The following is a 16621-nucleotide window of genomic DNA, read 5'->3' on the forward strand; positions in this document are numbered from 1 at the left end:
GTAGGTCGTCGCCAGGTAAAAGCCCGGCTCCAAAGCAATTTGGAGCCGGGCTCCTTTTTATATACCCATCGCACGCGTAAAAATCATCCGAGCACGAGGAAAGAAAAACTCGAAAAGGGTTTGAGGTAGGGCAAAGAAAAGGGTGAGCGCCGCCGCCGCGATCAAGTCGCGATGTTGTCGCGCGATGCACTCCGGAATCGGTCAATCAGGGTGGAAGCCGCCGTCCGCGATGGGACGCCAAGTGTGACTTCCGCCGACAGCCTCACCAAATCAATCTCGGTGGACTCGACCAGGGCACGCGCGGTTGGCCATAGGGCGTTCGGGGAGTTGAGAACGGAAAGCACTTGGCCGGGAATCGGAACCAGTGGCGCGCGCGGGCCAAACGAGGCAGACCCCTTGAATGGCAGGAAATTTTGCGCCGCAAACAAATTGTCGGCCAAGTCGGCAGGCGGAAAGATGAAATCGAAGTCCTGCTTGCGGTAGAGAGTTTGCGCGACAGCATACTCCAGATTGATCACCTTGAACTGGGCAACGGCGGTGTAAAACCAGTATTTCCGATAAGGCGCGCCGGACGTGTTGTCCGAATATCCTTGAAGTAAGTAAATCAAGCCCTGGTCCTTCAGGTAGGCGACCATTGCGGACGGGTCCGCCGTCGTCCCGTCTTTCGTTTCGTAGAAGGTCCCGGAAATCAGCGCATCTTCGATCAATAGATCGTAGTCGGAAACCAACCAATCCGGGATTGATTCCGACAACAGGGGAAAAACCGGATAACCAAAAGCCGTGCCGTCCGGCCTGGAAAACTTATAAGGTGCGGGCGTGTAAACGGTCCCGGTTGCTCCGCTCGATGGCGTAGACCATACCGTGTAGCTGGTGCTGGCTGGCACGGGCGTCATGGCGAAATAGGACGTGGCCGCGACAGCACCCGCCACGTTGTTATCAGAAATCGCCACCTGAGAGAATCCTGCCGCGCCCGTCTGAATCACAAAATTCTCGTAAACGTCGGTGGGTAAAACGTCGTTATTCTCCGGGCCGCTCGCCACTAGGTTTTGCGTCGCTTTCGCTGCCGCGTCCTTATCACCTGCCACCTGAGTTACGAAAACGATCTCTTGCTTGTCGTTCCGCGTCGCGGATTGGACTTCCACCTTGGCCGGGCGATCGTCGGGCAGATCCTCCAATAAAATCTCCAAGGTGTCGTCCAGATCGGTTCCAAGTTCCACTTTGACGACTTCCGCTTGGGATCGCCTCCGGACATTCAGGCGTGGCAATCCCGTGCCCGAATAGTCCACTTGGGTCATGGCATCCGGTATCCATTGCATCATTTCTGCCAGCGCGCTTGCGCCGGTATATTTCGCAAAGGTCATCGGCAGCACATTGAAGGTTTCCGCGATTTCGCCTGGTTGCAGGCCAGCGCCTAAAGCCTGCAGGCGAGCGAGCAAATCCCGAATCGATTCCGATAGGTCGCCAGACTCGTATTTCACCAATGGCCGCACCGATTTCACCCCGTCCGCATCCGTCACGCTCCCCACCAGGTCAATCAATTCATAATCCTGCCATGCGTCGGAAATCGTCACCTGCCAGACTGCAGCCTCGCCCCGCTGCCAGCGCAAGCGACGTTTTGCCGTGCCGGTAAAAATCCGCCGTCCGGTGGCATCGAAGCAATGAACCTTTTGATTGGTATCCGGCACCGGCGCGGAACCGTCCGCCGGTTGTGTGAATGCGAGAGTGCCAACGCCAACACTTTGCAATGTCAAAACAGCGTCCTCGATTTGAGCTAGCTCAAAGGTCAACCGCTGATTGGCCAGCGCGAAACCGGACTCGCCGGAGACAGAAAACGGCGGGGTAAAAATCATCACTTGCGAAGTTTGAATGCCTCAAAATCTTTGCGGAGTTTTTCTGAGTCAGCTTGGAACTTCATCATGGTTGCCAAAACGGTCTGCAAATTTTCATTCGTGGTAGACACTCCTGATTGTAAGCCGCCGGTCAGAGTTACTAAAGCAGCTGATAATTGCTGAATCTCATTTGCTGCAATAATATGATCAGCAGTCGCTTTAGATATGCTGTCTTTTGCAGCACTTTGTTGATCTGTAGCACTGCTGATCTTCTCCAGTTCTTCCTTTAATTGAGACGCTAGTAATTTGCTGCGCTCCGTTACACTGTCAGCCTTCGCGTTGATTTCTTCTCCCTCGAAAATTTGCTGGATACTTTCAATGCGCAAGTTGGCAGCTTTAATTGTGTCAGCAGCTTTTGTCTCCGCTTGGTTAGTCGAATTTACTAATTGTCGAGCCTGCTCCGACAAGTCTTTGATATTATCCTGGATTACCGAAATTTTTTCCTCTTGGGCCTTAATCTCTGCCCTTAATGTTGGATCTTCTTGGGCCTTCGCCTTTTCCAGTGATTGTTCTACCGTAGGCAGCGGTCCGAGTTCAGGAAAACCCAACCCATCAGCTGCCGCTTGTAAAAGCTGCGAGCCAGGGTCATCGGTATTCCGATATTCAGCCGCCAACTTTTCCCGACTGGCTTTTTGCTGTTCTCGCAGCGTTTGTAGAATGGCGATCTGCTTTACCAGTTCAGCTTGTTCAAGATCGCGTTGGATCTCTTTTTCCGAAGTCTGATTGTTTAGCTCTGTCACCAACTCACGAGCTTTAGCAATAATTAAAAGTTGATCATCTATCTCTCGTTTAGCAAGAGTCTGGCGACGTTTAGAAGCTGCTTTTTCAAGCTCATCAATTTCACGATATTTATCAACTTGATTGCCTAGTAATATATTGATTTTGCGCTGAGCATCGGCACTTTTTTCAGCATTGGTAAGAAGAGATTCTGAGTATTCGGATTCTGCTTTCTTAGTTTCTTGCCAATCTTGCTTCAAGGCGGCAGCAGCCTCTTTACTGTCAGTCAGTGCTTTGCTGACAGCTGCGACACGATCCGCTTCGAGCTTTCCGGCATTGGAGATGATTTCATCCAATGAGTCAGTCAGAACTTTCGCCTCTTCTTTAGTTTTCTTGAATCGGTCAAACAGGATCGAAAAAGAGACCGCTGCAATAGAGATGGCACCGGCTAGGCCAGCCGTTCCCCCCATGGCCAGGACCAGTCCAGGAATGTTATTGAGCACGCCGCGAATGCCGTATTGCGCATCCTCGAACCCTTGAGAAAACAACAACAGCGAGCGCGATGCATCCGCCGATGATTTGCCGACTTTCGTTGCCCCTGTTGAGAACGTGGAAGAGGACGCCGTGGTGCGGGCCATTTCGGCATCCAGATCATAGAAAGCAACTTCGGTTTTCGTGGCTTCACGAGTTGTCCGCCGTAGAAAATCTTCGATCTGATTGCCGGACCGGGCAACGGCCTGATTTTCTTCCTTGAGTCGCTGCGCGCCTGCGACCAGCCGTTCCACTTCCGCGACTTCCGCCTCCGCTGCAGTCAGAAACCGCCCGCTGGCGTCGTTCGTGTCATTCTTCGCTTTTTCGATCTTCTGCAGCGCGGCCACAGCGGCGTCAGATCCTTTCGGATTCAGTGCCGTGTCGAAGACAAGTTGATATTTAAATTCGTCCGCCATCGGCTTAATTGATTTTCACAAACCGCAAGAGGCTACCGGCTTTGATGGTCACTTCACTGCCTCCCACTTCGCTTTTGATCGTTAGTGATACTGGCGATGCTGGCGTGCTCCCTGTTAGCTTCAGGACGCCACGAATCCGCATGGTGAACGGCAAGGTTGTTGCCGCGTTGTTCATCGCGACGGTCGTTGCAAAAGCGGTTATCAATTGAGTCGTGATGCCATCCGTCCCCGCCGCGGAATTGGTGAAATACTCGACTTCAGCAGACAGATAGGAAGTCTGCGCACTTGGCCCTTCCAGGGAGATTTGAACGCCGGTTGTGGCGAGGGCCGTTTGCAGAATCATCAAGGCATCGATCTCGTAAAGCGCCCCCGCTTCGACCGCCACGGAAAAGCTAGGCACGGCCTCCGCCGTTACGGTGTCGTTGCTATAATCCGTCGCCAGACTCGCAGACAATACCGGAAACAATTTTCCGCTGCCGTCCGCGTATTCGATCACACGATCCGCCGTGGCGAGCGTCCGCGTTTCCGTCGTGTATCCGCCGCCGTTCGTCACGCCCACCCCGTTTGCAGTCAGCCTCAGCGGCGTTGCCGTGCCGTCGCCCATTGTGACATTGAAGCCGACAGCAAGCGTAATTCCGCCGGAGTTCAGAACGAAGGGCGCGCCCTCGCTAAAGGGGGTATTTTGAAATGTGGTAAAAGCCATGGGATGTTAGATTTAAAGTGCGGACGGCGCTTGAGAAATTGCGGATGGAGCTTGATTGATCCAGTTCGGCGTGATGCCGGGGAATAGGGTGATTTCAGAAATGGGCCGGGTCACACCGCCGCGCGCCGAATAACTCATGCGCACCGCAAACGGGATCTTTTCCAGAATCTCCGGATTGCACCCTAACAAAACCGCATCCTTGATTTCCCAGGTATCGCCGCCCTGGATGGTAAAGCGTAATGTTCCGTCTTGTTCATAAGGCAGAATCGCCGGGTGGGAAAATTGCAGCGCACGCGCCGCGTTGTTATCATCACAGATCAACCAACGGCTCCAGGTTAGCGACCGCTGCGCGCCGCCGCTGGCACGGTTCCGCCCCCACCGCGCGCCGATGGGAGAACGGGAAACCGCATCCGCCTGGGTGGGAAATGTCGGTTCCTTGTCCATTAGCTCGCCATAATTCAAAAGCACGATGGACGCGCCATCGTCCGGCACGAATTCGACTAACCAAATGGAACAAATTGGCATATCTCGTCAGGGAAGAACCGCGCCCGGCGCGCCGGGTGTGATAGTTACGGAATCGGCCAAAACCGCATCCGGCGCGGACGCATCGCCCCGAATCGCAGTGAGAACCGGGACGCCGGATGAGCCAACAGCCGGTGCCCAAGTTTCCACGTCTAGCGGGTTGATCGCAGATGAACCTACGGAAACCCATTCGCCCCCCCCGACATATCTTGCGGACCAGTGGTCCTCCACCCATTCGAGAATATAATCCTCGCCGGGATCGTCGCTTGTGAAGATTTCCCGGCCCTCGAAAATATCCGTGACGTAAAGGTGCGGAAAGTAGACGGCCACCGCGCCCGCCAGCAGCGGTCCGGTGATGGTGATACCTTTGCGGGCGGATGCCGTGATGCCACTTGGCGGAGCTGGGGAAATCACAATGGAATTCGACAGCTCCGCAGACGGCGCGTCCGGAGCGAGCACGCTAGAGGGTGGCAAGATGGCATCAGTAGACATAAGGGCGAGTTTCTTAGGGTTATTGATTAAGCCGCTGCCGGAAGTTCGACAGAATTCAAGGTGCTTTTCACTACATAGAGTTCGAAGACAGGAATCGTGACTTTCTTCTCCATTGCTGGATCTTCCTTGAGTCGAATCTCACAGAAAATATCCAGGCGTGAACGGTCATTGCCGGTCGCTTGGCGATGTTGAATTTTGATCCATCCGCGGACCATTCGTTCCGCGCTGGTAAATGGAGTCTGTGCGACGCCCTCCGCCATCGCGGCACCTACACCAAAGGACAGCCGGTGATAAAGTTCAGATACTTCCTCCGTGGTTAGATCGAAGGTGTCGCCGGTATGGAAAACCTGTTTCTTGTCGCTCCATCCGCGATCCGCATCCGGACAGGAAAAAGCCTGTTCGAAGGTGAGCATGTTATGCTTCAAAATGCTGACACACCCGATTTCCAGCCATAAGGGGCTTGCGGCAGCAGGCTTGGTGTCAGTATCGGAAGTGGCGGCGGCTTCGATGGCGAAGTAAACAAAAGCGCCTGCGAAGATTCGTTGAGATAAGGCTAGTTTGGCCATGGGATTCGTTAATTGAGGTTATTAGGTTCCGGCGCTTATACGCCGACGATTTTTGCAGCGGGTGGATTCATTGCGAGAAGCACGTCAGCGCGTGATTTTTCAATCTGCATGACTTTGCCTTTCGCGTGGTGCGCGTTGTCGATGACTGCGTTTTGGTCCAGGATCTCAATCGAGACCATGGGGTCGTTTTTGGTTGGCGCGTCCTTTTTGGTCGCTTTGGTTTCGGTCTTTTCAGCGTTCATGATTTGTGGAGGTAGATGCAGCGTTGCAGGCGAATCCGCCACGCCGTGTAGTCAGGATCGGCGATGGGGCGGAAGCCCTTCACTTTTGTGTGATAGAAAGCGTGTTGTTCGTTCCGCAGAGATTGATTCATGTGCAGCGTTTGCATGATGTCGTCACGGATCTGGCCACCCAGGCGAAGCTGGGAATCCACCCGGCGCGGACGCTGCGTCGTGTCGATAAAGAGTTCGATAAAAAGGTCCGTCAGGATGACCGGCGCGTCCGCATCTTCCGGATCATTATCGCCGCCGTCTTCCAGAATGATAACGTGAACCCCCTTGCATTCGCGGATGCCACGCTCGATGTCTTCGGTTGGGTCGGATTCTCCATGATGGAAAACCATGGTGTTCTTGTCCGTCAGTTCCGGCACGCCGCCTTCAGTCTCCGGAGCGATCAAAACCGCGCGGACCTTATCTAAAAATTCGTCGATGCCGAGAGCCATGATTTAGGATTTCTTTCTACTGGCGAGAGTCCGGAATGCCTTGTCGATCGCTGCGCCGATAATGCGGGACGAATGTTGTTCAATCGCGGTGCGAAGTGGTCGCCGTTCCGGAATGTTTACTTTGCGCGTGTGAGCGCGGACGCTTTGTTCCAGTCGGCTTTGCGGAGCACGTCCGCGAATGCCCTTTTTCTTGTTGGCGCGGATACCTCGCAAGGTGTGCGCAGCTCGCACATGAGCGCGGACGGAAACCTCGCCACTGAAGCCGAGTTCGTGAGCTTTGAAGTATTCAACCGCCGTGCCGATGCGGCCACGATAGCCCGTGCCGGTCATCTCCACAGGTTCCGCGTGAAGGTCGCGCCGTAAGCGACCGGTGACGACTCCTAACCGATGATCGGATACCGGGAATGGCCCCTTCCCGGTGAAGTTTTGTTTCTGCGCCTCGAAAACGAGCTTTTGCAATGCCAGCGTCAAAGCGTCCTGCATCGTCCTCGATGCCTTGCCGACGCCTTCCACGATGTCGCGAATCTCACCGCCATCGGGCGAGGGTTTCGCAAAGCTAACGCGGAGCGAGAATGATGGAAAGTTCGATGCCATATTGTCAGCCCATGCGGATATAAAGTTGCAGCGTTTTCAAAACGCCCGGCATCAGCTCAATCGTTGTCAGATCCAGCGCCTTGTCGTCCTTGTTGCGGCCCGCCGCTTTCGATCGAAAGATTTGCTCTGCTTCACAGATAGCGCGCACTTGGTGATACCATGCGTGGAGTAAATCATCCGGCAGCGGAGTTGCACCGGCTGGCGGCGTGGCGTCGTCGCCCTCGTCATCTTGGCACCAAAAACCGCCCGTGTTCACGATGCGCAGGGTTCGCGTGGAATCGGATGGCGCGCCGCCGAAATGGATAATTCCGGAGCGCCGTTGAATCCCCACGATCAATTCAGAAATCACGCTTTCAGAAAGCCCGTCCTGAATGGAAACAACCGGGTTCCCTTCGATCGGGTAGCAACTCACGACCACGGATGCCAGATCCGCCGCGCATTCGAATTCCGCGTCCACAGTGCGGCGCAGTGTCCGCCCCGTGAATTGATCGAACATTGCCGCCACTCCCAGGCCGATCGTTCGCAAATCTTCGCCATACTCCCACCCGTCGCCCATGGCTCCAGGTAGGAGTCGGGCTTTGAGCGTTGGCAAGTCTCTGTAACCGGCAAGCATGGCTAGAAGTGGCGGGTTGTTAGGTTCGATCGATGGCAGCTTATTTCACCAGCTCGCCGAGCGCTTCCCGGCGTTCTTCGGTGACTTCGAATGAATCGCCGGGCTTGTAATACACGCCACCTTCGGAAAGGTGCGCAGTAGCGACTACGGAAACCATTTCCGGTTCGTTCGATGCGGTGGAAAGATCAATGCCGTTGTCGGCAGCGAGCTTTTCCAGTTCGTCCACCTTTGCATTGGCCGGAAAGGTGATTCCGGCAGTGGCGAGGACTTTTTGAATGTCAGCTTTTTTCACGATGATTTTGAGGGATGCGGCGGCGAGGGATCGGACCTCGCCGCGCGGGTTGTTAGGGATTAGGCGGCGGCGTTGGTGAGCACGCCGAATGCGTCTGCGGCCTTGGTTTTCGTGGCAGCACGAGCACGCGCACGGAACACGACTTGGTCCTCGGTAAACTTCGCATCGGCAGACGTCGCGAAATCGAAGTCCTTGCGCAGACAGACCGCTTGCCCCTTCGGATCGCCGAACGTGGCGATTTTGGATGAAGTGGTGTTTGCGTTCGGTGCAGCGTGCGACAGCCTGACCGGTGAACCAAGAATGGAACCGATGCCGCCGGGCGACGGCGCGTCAATAGCTGGCAGGAAGATCGAGCGGCCATTGCCATCTTTAATAGCCAGCATGCGGATCAAGTTCTGCGGATGAGTCCACCACATGGACGGGCGGCTCAATACAGCAGGATTCACCGCAAGCATGGTCTTTGTGAAGTCCTCTTGATCCAGAGTTTCCACGCTGACATTTCCAGTCGCGGCTACGGACGCTGTGCCAGAATAGAAGATGCCGGTATAACCTCCATCCGTTACGTCTGCAGTGCCATCGGCAGACAAGCAAGACCAGTCCAGGCGATAGGCGCATGCATTCGCAAATTTAGGCAAGAGATATGGAACCAAGTTGACTTCAGAGTCCTCCAAAAGTTCAGAGGAAACACCGATCCAACCCAGCATCTTGCCGATAGTGGCGGAAACCGGACCGCCCGCATAGGACGATTCAGCAGGCGCAATTCCTTCGGTTGCCCAACCCATATTCGGGTCCGTTGTATCTACGATCATGCGAATTGATTTCGTCGATACAGGGATCACGTCGAAATCGCCCCAAATGCCATAACTTGCAATCAGGCTGTAAACTTCTGTGTTGAGTTCCTCGACGAGATAGGCACTTCCAGGAGTCGCGCCGGTGGACATGGCGCGTTGATAGTTTTCAACCGCCTTGCGTTGATCTTCGTTCGTTTTGACGCGCTGCCCGGTCGGGTCGATACCCATCCGGAAAAGGCCGTTGATGATATTGCGTTTCTCGTCATCCGCGCTGATGCGTTCGACGATGCTGCCACCGATTGCGCGGCGTTCGTTGTTCTGTTTGAGTTGGATCTGTTGAATGGTCCGCGTCATATCCTGGATCTGGCCAGGAAGACCCTCGAAGTTTTTAATGTGATTGGAAAAATCCTCACTCAGTTTCTTTGCTTCCTGGTCCGTCGTGGCGAATCGGGATTCCATTTCGCCCACCTGCTTTTTAATAGCGCCGACGCCAGCCAAGACTTTCTTTTCAAAGTCCCCGCCGCCGTTGTTGTCCGGGTCATCGTCCATCTTGCGTTGCGGGATTCCCATGCACGCCAGCGTTGCAAGAGAAGTGGTTCCAGTGCGGTCATGGCAGAAGCCAAGCCCGGCAAGCCCTGCGAAGATAGCAACGGTCAGCCATGGAGTTTTGAATCGATTGGATCGGTTTAGTTTCACAATATCTAATTGGTTAATTTTTGGTTTTCTGATGCGTGCCCGCCTTTTCATCCTTCGATGAGCGCGGAGAGCTGGCGCAAGAAGTCCGCACGCGCCGCCGCCTGACGACTGGCCGTCTCGCCGCCGTCAGGCTTGCCGGGCGATTGGCTGTTAGGGGTGCGTTTGGTCCTCTGAAGTTGTGTTTGGCGCTTGCCAGTGATGCGGCCCATTTCACGGGAAATCAGCGCGCGGGAAATATCGTCCAAGTCGTCGCGTTCGGTTGCCTTTCCGGCGATGGTGAGGAACTGCAAATCATCGTCATCGAATCCCACGGCGGACAGGTCCGCATCTGTGATGCATTGCTCCGAATAGGCTTTGGCGACGGCGGAAGGATTCGCCCCCAGGATGCACGCGGAGAGTTCGAGTTGTTGTTGCTTGGTGAAGATCCGGCGGCATTGCTGCGCGTGCTCTGCGGACAGGGCGGCGGCAGTCACCGCACCATTCCACCCGGTGTCACCAGGGCGGCAGCTTTCGACCGATCGGAAGCCTACGGAGACGGCTTTCAGGAAACCGCCAACTGTCATCTTCCATCCCAGGACTGCCAGCTTGTTTTCCGCAATGTCCTTCGCCCATTGAACTCGTTCGATGAGTTGTCCATTCTCGACGCGCGCGGCCTGGACTCGTCCAAGCAAATCTTCGATGCTCCAATAGTTGTGCGAGTTGACGAATGGTGCGTTTTTCTCGAAGTGGTCGAATAGCCAGCCGGACGGCAAGACGACTTCGTTGTATGAATCCAGCGTCGCATCGCTGGCGATATATTCGACCGTCCCGTCCGCTTCCGAAAGGATGCGCGCGGTCACATGAAAAGAGCGGCGGAGTTGTGACATAATCTAATAAATTAAGAGTTAAGCTAAGACCACAGTCGGATCACTAAAGGTATCGTCCGCAAACCGGCCACCCACACCGAAGTCTGCGGTGAACTTGGCCAGATCCAGAGCAGCCACTTCCTCCACGGTCCGGCCAGAGGTTGTTAGATCCTCGATGTAAACCCGGTAAAGAACCCAGCTCGCCAGCGCGGCAGCGTATCCCGTAGACCATGGGCCATGAAGTCCCCAGGCGAGCCGGTAATACGTCGGCACGCTAGGCTTCGTCCCACGCCAGGTATTGAATGACGCTGCAGCCTGACTTGGCAGCAAGGCGTCCAGCGCGGAACCATCCGGCAGCATCGAAATCCGCCGCGTGCCCGGCTGTATGTAAATGTTGCTGATTTCATCAGGCCAGCCTTGGCGAAAAATGAATCCGGCAGTCACGGTAGTTCCCCCCATCAAGACCAGGTTCCCCACGTCTCTTGGTGGCGTTCCGCCGCTGGTTCCCGGCGCACGGGTGAGCCGTCGTGTCATCGAAACGTAAAACTCACGCCCCGGCAAATTCGCGTGGAGATAATCCTTGATCGCTGTCGGCAGCTCAAAACCAAACCAAGCATTCGATGCGGTGACAGGGTTTGCCTGACTCACAATCCCGTGAATGCCGCCCTTGGTAGTGCGCTCAATCAGGTGCTTCGCAGATGATTGCCCCGCCATCTGACCATTTGTTTTCCACAAGGGAGAGAGCGAGTCCTCATCGCCGCCGCCCAGAATGTTAGACGCCGTTTGCCACGCGATATTCTGCAGCCAGGTGCCATCGGACGGCACGCCATCCAGTGCGGATTTTTCTGGATCGATTAGAAGCAAACTCCCATCGCTCATCATCCCGTCAGGATAGGCTTTAGGAAAGGTGCTTGGGAACTGCGCGCCGGGGCACGTTAAACTCATTGCTTGGTCTGGAGGCATCATGATTTACCAATTTTTAGAATTGAGGAATTCGGCAACTGCGGCAGCGATCGGGTCTAATCCAGCGGTCAGCGGGTGGGTGGAATCATAAGAGTATTCCGCCCAAGTCCCCGCCAGGTTCACAATCAGGTTGCCCACCGTGCCGCCATCGCTGCGGAGATAGTAGTCGTTTGGATTCCCGCCAGTTGGCAGGCCCGCATCTGAGCGGTAGCCGACGAAATTCAAGTCGCTCGGATTCAGGCCAAGGCTGGATTGAGAATTGAAGAAATGAGAGAATGGAATCACCCCATACGCGGCAGCAGATTCCGCCTCCGTCATACCAGGGAACTGCAGGTCCGGGGTGTCATCGGCAGCGGCCACCATCACGGCACGGGTGTCGATATAGTTGTTAGGCCATGACGTGAGGAAATACTCCCGCGCCTTTGCGTAGGCATTGCTAGATCCGGGAATGAGTTGCTGTTCCTGATTGTCACAAACCAGCCTTTCACCGTTCCACGTCATGTTCCGACGGCCCGGCATTCCAAGGTGAAGAATCCGCCCGTCACCGCTGCCGGTCGCGACAGCAAGACGCTCCGCCGTGATAGAGATTTGAGATAGGCTGGATGCGTTGTTTTCGCCTTGCCAGAAAATCCAGGTGCTTCCGGCGTATGGATCACCCGTGGCAGCGGAATACTCCAGCATGGCCTCCACTTCGATCGATAGCCCGCCGCCGTAGCTGCGCGTTGTTAGATCACGCTCGCCCAGCGCATCCGCTAGACTTGCCGCCAGCTTGCCCGGCATCGAATCGCCTAGATCCACAACCGGATTTTCGCTGCGGGACGGGACAGGTTGACCACGGCCATCGAACACCATGGCGCTTGCGCTGCTGCTCTTATCCGTCCGCCGCACTTCCCATTCATCCGCACGGGTTACACACGACAGAGCGACGGCTCCGCCAGCTGGCACCGTGATGATTTCCCGCTTCGTCACCGGTCCCCATGCGCCACCGGTTTTGATCACTTCATCCCCGGTTGTTAGAGCTAGTCCGCCGACTTCGCCATCGGCAGTCGCTTCCCACAGGTCGCCGTCGATCGCATCTACAGGAAAGCCATCAGCAGGATCAAAGAAACCACGGCGGAACCATTCGCCAGCCGTGCCGCCTTTGATCCATCTGGCGGGCATGTTGCCACCGCCTGCCGGTTGATAGGCCATGAACACAAGGCGATCTCCCGCGCTGAATTGCAATTCCCGGAACCATCCGTCCGCACTGGCCACCCAAAAATCACGCCAGCTATTCGGGAAGCCGCCCGGTGCCTGTAGGTAAACCCAGCTGCCGCTTACCATGACCATCTGGTCGCCGCGCTGCAGTGTGTCACTGCCAATGGTTAGCGTGCCGCTGTAGCCTTGGAACTCGTAAAAGTCGCCATCATCGAATGTTCCGGCGGGCGGCCAGCTTGATCCAGACGTGAGCGCACCCTTGTAGGTGATCGATGGAGCGATCGACGGATCGAAGGTTCCGCGATAGCGCTGGCCACGAATGAAAAGGCCGGAGCTTTTGCGGAAATCCAGTGATTGGCCGGAGGAATTCAGACCACTTAAAATCGGGGTTCGCCGTGGTGGCAGCGGCAACCATCCAGCACCCGTGCGCGCATAGAGCGTAGACCGCTGCGGACGATACGGGTCCGGCTGGTAGTCGTTCCGATCCGCCGCCGTTTCGCGGACGATCTCAGAATCCAGCTTAGGCTTCGTCACCGCCTCATCAGCCAGTTGCAGCGTGGTGATGCTTCCGGGGTCCGCGCCGGGAATGGCAAGGCCCGGAATGATGGTTTTCCCGTTCTTCATAATGCCAAATCCGATGCGTTGAAACGGGAACGATTCATCTTCGATCGTGAAGAAATAGTCCGGACGATCGGTGCGGATCTTCAATTGATTCGCTAACGGGGAAACCGCTGCGGACAGATCCGTTAAATCTGACTGGCTCGCCTTGCCAGCCAAGGCCGTCACCAGATCCGGAGAGAAAGGAGCAATCACCGCCGCGAAGAATCGAAACGTTCCCGCTTTGGTCATCCCTGCCGCGCACCGCTGGAATGGATCGAAGAAACCGAACGTGTATTCCTCGCCCTCAATCTCGAAATTTTCACGGATGGAGAAGAACGCGGTCTTGTTCTCCACTCTTAAAAGACGGCCCAGCCCATCGCCATCGGACTGCTCCCAAACCGATGCGCCCACCTCACGGATATACGTTCCGTTGTTCGCCTTCACCGGATCGGCCCAGACGAGCGCTCTCTCCGGCTTTGCATTCCCATTGGTCCCGACAGGCAAATCTGCCTTGGTGCGGACAATGTAATCATGCCCTTCTTCGACCGCCAATTGAGCATTTGCCGCTGCCGCCTCCGCGCTGGCAACCTGTATGGCTGAAACCGCAATCAAACCCTGAGTGGAATTAGAAATAGCCACGGCTTCCTGTGCGATTTCCTCCGCCGCGCTTGTGTCGCCCGGCTCGCCTTGGTCGCCCTTTGGGCCACGGGTTGATTCCACATAATCCTCATACGAACCCACGTTCCCTTTAGCTAACCAAAGGTCGTATGCATCTTGTCCATTAGTAGCTTCCCGGATCTCCAGGACTACGCTTTCAACTGGTAGTTGTGTGCTCATCGGTTCGTGTCCTCGGAAATTTCGATAGTTCCTTCCAAATAGGTTTTTGGCAGTCCGTCCGCATCAGCGGCCACGGTTTGGAATTGATAACACCAGACACCCTCGTCTAGTGGCAGTGCTTGCGGCGGAATGCGGAAGACCCATGCGTCAGCGTCCACAATTTCAATACCGGAACCGCTCGCGATTGAATGGCCCAGATTTCGATTCCCAGCGGTGCGCCGAAACTGCATGGACGCCGCCACGCATGGAGACTTTGGGGCGACGCCTGCAAAGGTTAGCGGGCCGATTTGATCGATGCCGCGCCACTGGTCGCCACGGACCATCGGTTCAAGATTGTAGATTGCCGGAAGCATGACCTGTTAGAATGGAATTTCCGCGTCTGGATTGTTGCCCTCGATGTCGCTTTCATCGGGGCCGGTTGGCTCATCAGCGGGGCCGTGAATGCAACGGCAGCGAATGATTTCTTGCGGAGGTCCGGACGGGTCGCACGGATACATCATTGGGAATCCGCCCACATCGAACGGCTCATCAATCGGAATCACCTTATTGTGCAACCGTTGGTGCGTGTCGCGCACTTGACCATCGTCGGAAGTATACCAACCTTTAAAACCTGCGCCCGCTTGCTGCATCGCCTCAAACCTCCCGGTTCCAAAAGCAATACCAATTTCAGTAACGGCAACACGCATGCCGCGTTCCTTCGAAAAACCGTTAAACTGTTCACGCACTCGCCGCGAAAGTTTCTCGAAACTCTCGCCAGCGTTCACACCCTCTTCTAACGAATCGCGGACTTCCTCCCATACTTTTTGCCCTGCGTCCTGGATATGATTTTTGCGCTCCTGAAGCCATTGCAAGCCGAGTGGATCGGCCCCAATGAAAGGCGTGTCCAATCCCATCTCATCGGCGATCAACTCCGCGCCTGCCGCTTCATAAGCTGCGTGATCGGCTTTAAAAATTGGTTCGATGAGAAGTTCCAGGAAGTTCGCCAGGTCAAAGATGAAATCGAACGCCCCGGCGCGGATGGCTTTTTCCGCATCGGCAGCTTGTGAAATGTTCGCCAGCGTTTCCTTGCGTGCCTCGAAAAGCGCACGGTCAACGATTCCGCGAATTCTCTTCACATGCGGAGCACGGGAATTCATTTGCTTGATCCACAGCGGCGATGGCTCCGCTTTCTTCTCTGGCGTCCGGCTTGTTAGATGCGCGCGCGGGTGCGCTGGACATCCTTTCAACAGCTCTTCCAGTTCCTCAAAAGCGGTCACGGCGCTTGATGCCTTACCCGTCGCCGATGTCGGCTCAGGTGTGCCCGGTTTATTGTCCGTGATCCGCTGAACTGCGTATGGAAGCCATGAATCTTTCGAGCCGGGAAAAGCTGGCAAGCCAAGGTCCAGGTGATTTGAAATTACCTCCCATGGGATACCGCGTTCGTGAAGCTTGCGGCCAGATTCCAAGCGTTCCGCCCGGACTTGCTGCATGGTCGAATGGTTATCGAAATTAAATGATGCGGTGATCGACCGGCCACCTAACAAGCGGGAAGAAACTTCCTCGACCGCTTCCGCAATCTTGGTTGCGATCGGCATGCACGTTTCCTCAATCAGCTTAAACCTGTCACTTGCCGACCCGATGGAATAACTTGCGGTCGTTTCCGCGAACGATGGAGGAACACCAAGAGCAATGTAAACCTCTTGCCGATTTTGCAGGCGCTGCGCCGCCGCCGCGCTGTCCGGGGATTTGATATGCGGTTCAGTGACTTTAATATCGCCGACATAAAACGCGGGCAGGAACTTGCCCTTTTTCGCGGCCTCGCGCTTCCGCTTCAGCATCAACTTGATTTGCTCTTGTTGGGGTTCAGTAACCCCATTCGGTGCAATCACGTTTTCGCCAAGGTCGCCGTTCGTCTCCGCAAGACTCTTCCAGGTCCGGCTGGCGGCATAGTCGGCGCTTGCTGCCATCATCGCAGATTCAAGAGGGGCTGCACCCCGGAAATCATTATACGGATTCCACCGCCGGGAAGTGATAACTTGGTCCGGGATGAGGTCGTGTTCTCGTTTGGCACCATCACGGAATCTCCAGCCGATCAATTCACCATCATCAACGATTGGCGTCATGGAATCGGGCCGCGCGACGATGAACGGGCTTTTCACCGGACCACGCGTCAACCAGGTATCGTCCAAGATCCAGAAAAACTCCCCGTTCAGACACAGCCAGCCGACAGTCGCCTCGATGGTATCAAAACGTGATGCGCGCGAATTCCGCGCCATGCCGCGCATTGGACGGTTCCAGAATGCGGCCAAGGTGGAATCCGTGATTTCCTTCTCCCCCTCGAAGAACTTCAGTCCAACCTGGGCGATCGGCCCGGTGATGATCTGAACCGCGCTGGATACCCAGGGAGATTTCAAATAAGGGTCTTTCAACCCATCCGTGCCTGAGTCGCCCGCCCAATTATTCAGGAAGGCCAGCAACTGAGCCGTGGTGCGTTTGACCACACCGTCGCCCATACCGTCGCCCCCATCGCGCGACGTGGCCGCGGATGGCAGAAACCGGCTGGTAATGCGGGACAAAAGGGTCATGAGGGGCGGTTTTCGCGATTGGTTAAGTTTTCCGTATCATCTGGCCGATTTTTCAGGCCGTCGCAGCGCGTC

At 55.6% G+C, this 16621-nt stretch carries 17 protein-coding genes; all 17 read right to left on the reverse strand.

Features of this window, described 5'->3' with window-relative positions; translation table 11 throughout:
* Positions 1 to 161: 161 nt before the first annotated feature.
* The 17 genes from JIN85_RS16820 to JIN85_RS16900 are packed head-to-tail and all read right to left on the reverse strand — an operon-like array spanning position 162 to position 16549.
* Entirely contained in the window at positions 162 to 1853 is a 1692-nt protein-coding gene (locus JIN85_RS16820) for a hypothetical protein (protein WP_200272959.1), read from the reverse strand.
* Positions 1850 to 3553, reverse strand: a complete 1704-nt coding sequence (locus JIN85_RS16825; protein ID WP_200272961.1) for a hypothetical protein — start codon at positions 3551 to 3553, stop codon at positions 1850 to 1852. The genes JIN85_RS16820 and JIN85_RS16825 overlap by 4 nt, the downstream gene beginning before the upstream one ends.
* Positions 3554 to 3557: 4 nt before the next feature.
* Entirely contained in the window at positions 3558 to 4256 is a 699-nt protein-coding gene (locus JIN85_RS16830) for a hypothetical protein (RefSeq protein ID WP_200272963.1), read from the reverse strand.
* A gap of 12 nt (positions 4257 to 4268) precedes the next feature.
* Positions 4269 to 4748, reverse strand: coding sequence for a hypothetical protein (locus tag JIN85_RS16835; RefSeq protein ID WP_200272965.1), 480 nt, complete (start codon positions 4746 to 4748; stop codon positions 4269 to 4271).
* A 39-nt stretch (positions 4749 to 4787) separates the two neighbouring features.
* The gene (locus tag JIN85_RS16840; protein ID WP_200272967.1) at positions 4788 to 5270 is read right to left on the reverse strand and encodes a hypothetical protein; all 483 of its coding nucleotides are present in this window, start codon (positions 5268 to 5270) and stop codon (positions 4788 to 4790) included.
* Between the two features lie 26 nt (positions 5271 to 5296).
* Complete coding sequence (locus tag JIN85_RS16845; RefSeq protein WP_200272969.1) at positions 5297 to 5836, reverse strand: hypothetical protein; 540 nt, start codon at positions 5834 to 5836, stop codon at positions 5297 to 5299.
* 35 nt (positions 5837 to 5871) lie between these two features.
* Positions 5872 to 6078: a hypothetical protein gene (locus JIN85_RS16850; protein WP_200272971.1), complete on the reverse strand. Its 207-nt coding sequence runs from the start codon at positions 6076 to 6078 to the stop codon at positions 5872 to 5874.
* A complete protein-coding gene (locus tag JIN85_RS16855; protein ID WP_200272973.1) occupies positions 6075 to 6557 on the reverse strand; it encodes a hypothetical protein in 483 nt (160 codons plus the stop codon). Before JIN85_RS16855 ends, JIN85_RS16850 begins: the two co-directional genes overlap by 4 nt.
* A gap of 3 nt (positions 6558 to 6560) precedes the next feature.
* Positions 6561 to 7151: a hypothetical protein gene (locus JIN85_RS16860; protein ID WP_200272975.1), complete on the reverse strand. Its 591-nt coding sequence runs from the start codon at positions 7149 to 7151 to the stop codon at positions 6561 to 6563.
* A 4-nt stretch (positions 7152 to 7155) separates the two neighbouring features.
* The gene (locus JIN85_RS16865) at positions 7156 to 7764 is read right to left on the reverse strand and encodes a hypothetical protein (protein WP_200272977.1); all 609 of its coding nucleotides are present in this window, start codon (positions 7762 to 7764) and stop codon (positions 7156 to 7158) included.
* Between the two features lie 40 nt (positions 7765 to 7804).
* The gene (locus JIN85_RS16870) at positions 7805 to 8056 is read right to left on the reverse strand and encodes a hypothetical protein (RefSeq protein WP_200272979.1); all 252 of its coding nucleotides are present in this window, start codon (positions 8054 to 8056) and stop codon (positions 7805 to 7807) included.
* 59 nt (positions 8057 to 8115) lie between these two features.
* Complete coding sequence (locus JIN85_RS16875; protein ID WP_200272981.1) at positions 8116 to 9543, reverse strand: phage major capsid protein; 1428 nt, start codon at positions 9541 to 9543, stop codon at positions 8116 to 8118.
* A gap of 47 nt (positions 9544 to 9590) precedes the next feature.
* Positions 9591 to 10409: a hypothetical protein gene (locus tag JIN85_RS16880; RefSeq protein ID WP_200272983.1), complete on the reverse strand. Its 819-nt coding sequence runs from the start codon at positions 10407 to 10409 to the stop codon at positions 9591 to 9593.
* Between the two features lie 18 nt (positions 10410 to 10427).
* Positions 10428 to 11354: a hypothetical protein gene (locus JIN85_RS16885; RefSeq protein WP_200272985.1), complete on the reverse strand. Its 927-nt coding sequence runs from the start codon at positions 11352 to 11354 to the stop codon at positions 10428 to 10430.
* A gap of 3 nt (positions 11355 to 11357) precedes the next feature.
* Positions 11358 to 13985, reverse strand: coding sequence for a hypothetical protein (locus tag JIN85_RS16890; protein WP_200272987.1), 2628 nt, complete (start codon positions 13983 to 13985; stop codon positions 11358 to 11360).
* Positions 13982 to 14338, reverse strand: a complete 357-nt coding sequence (locus JIN85_RS16895; protein WP_200272989.1) for a hypothetical protein — start codon at positions 14336 to 14338, stop codon at positions 13982 to 13984. The genes JIN85_RS16890 and JIN85_RS16895 overlap by 4 nt, the downstream gene beginning before the upstream one ends.
* A 6-nt stretch (positions 14339 to 14344) precedes the next feature.
* Positions 14345 to 16549, reverse strand: a complete 2205-nt coding sequence (locus JIN85_RS16900; protein WP_200272991.1) for a phage portal protein — start codon at positions 16547 to 16549, stop codon at positions 14345 to 14347.
* Positions 16550 to 16621 lie beyond the last annotated feature (72 nt).

Origin of the sequence: Luteolibacter pohnpeiensis (genome assembly GCF_016595435.1) — a bacterium.
GTDB lineage: Bacteria > Verrucomicrobiota > Verrucomicrobiia > Verrucomicrobiales > Akkermansiaceae > Luteolibacter > Luteolibacter pohnpeiensis.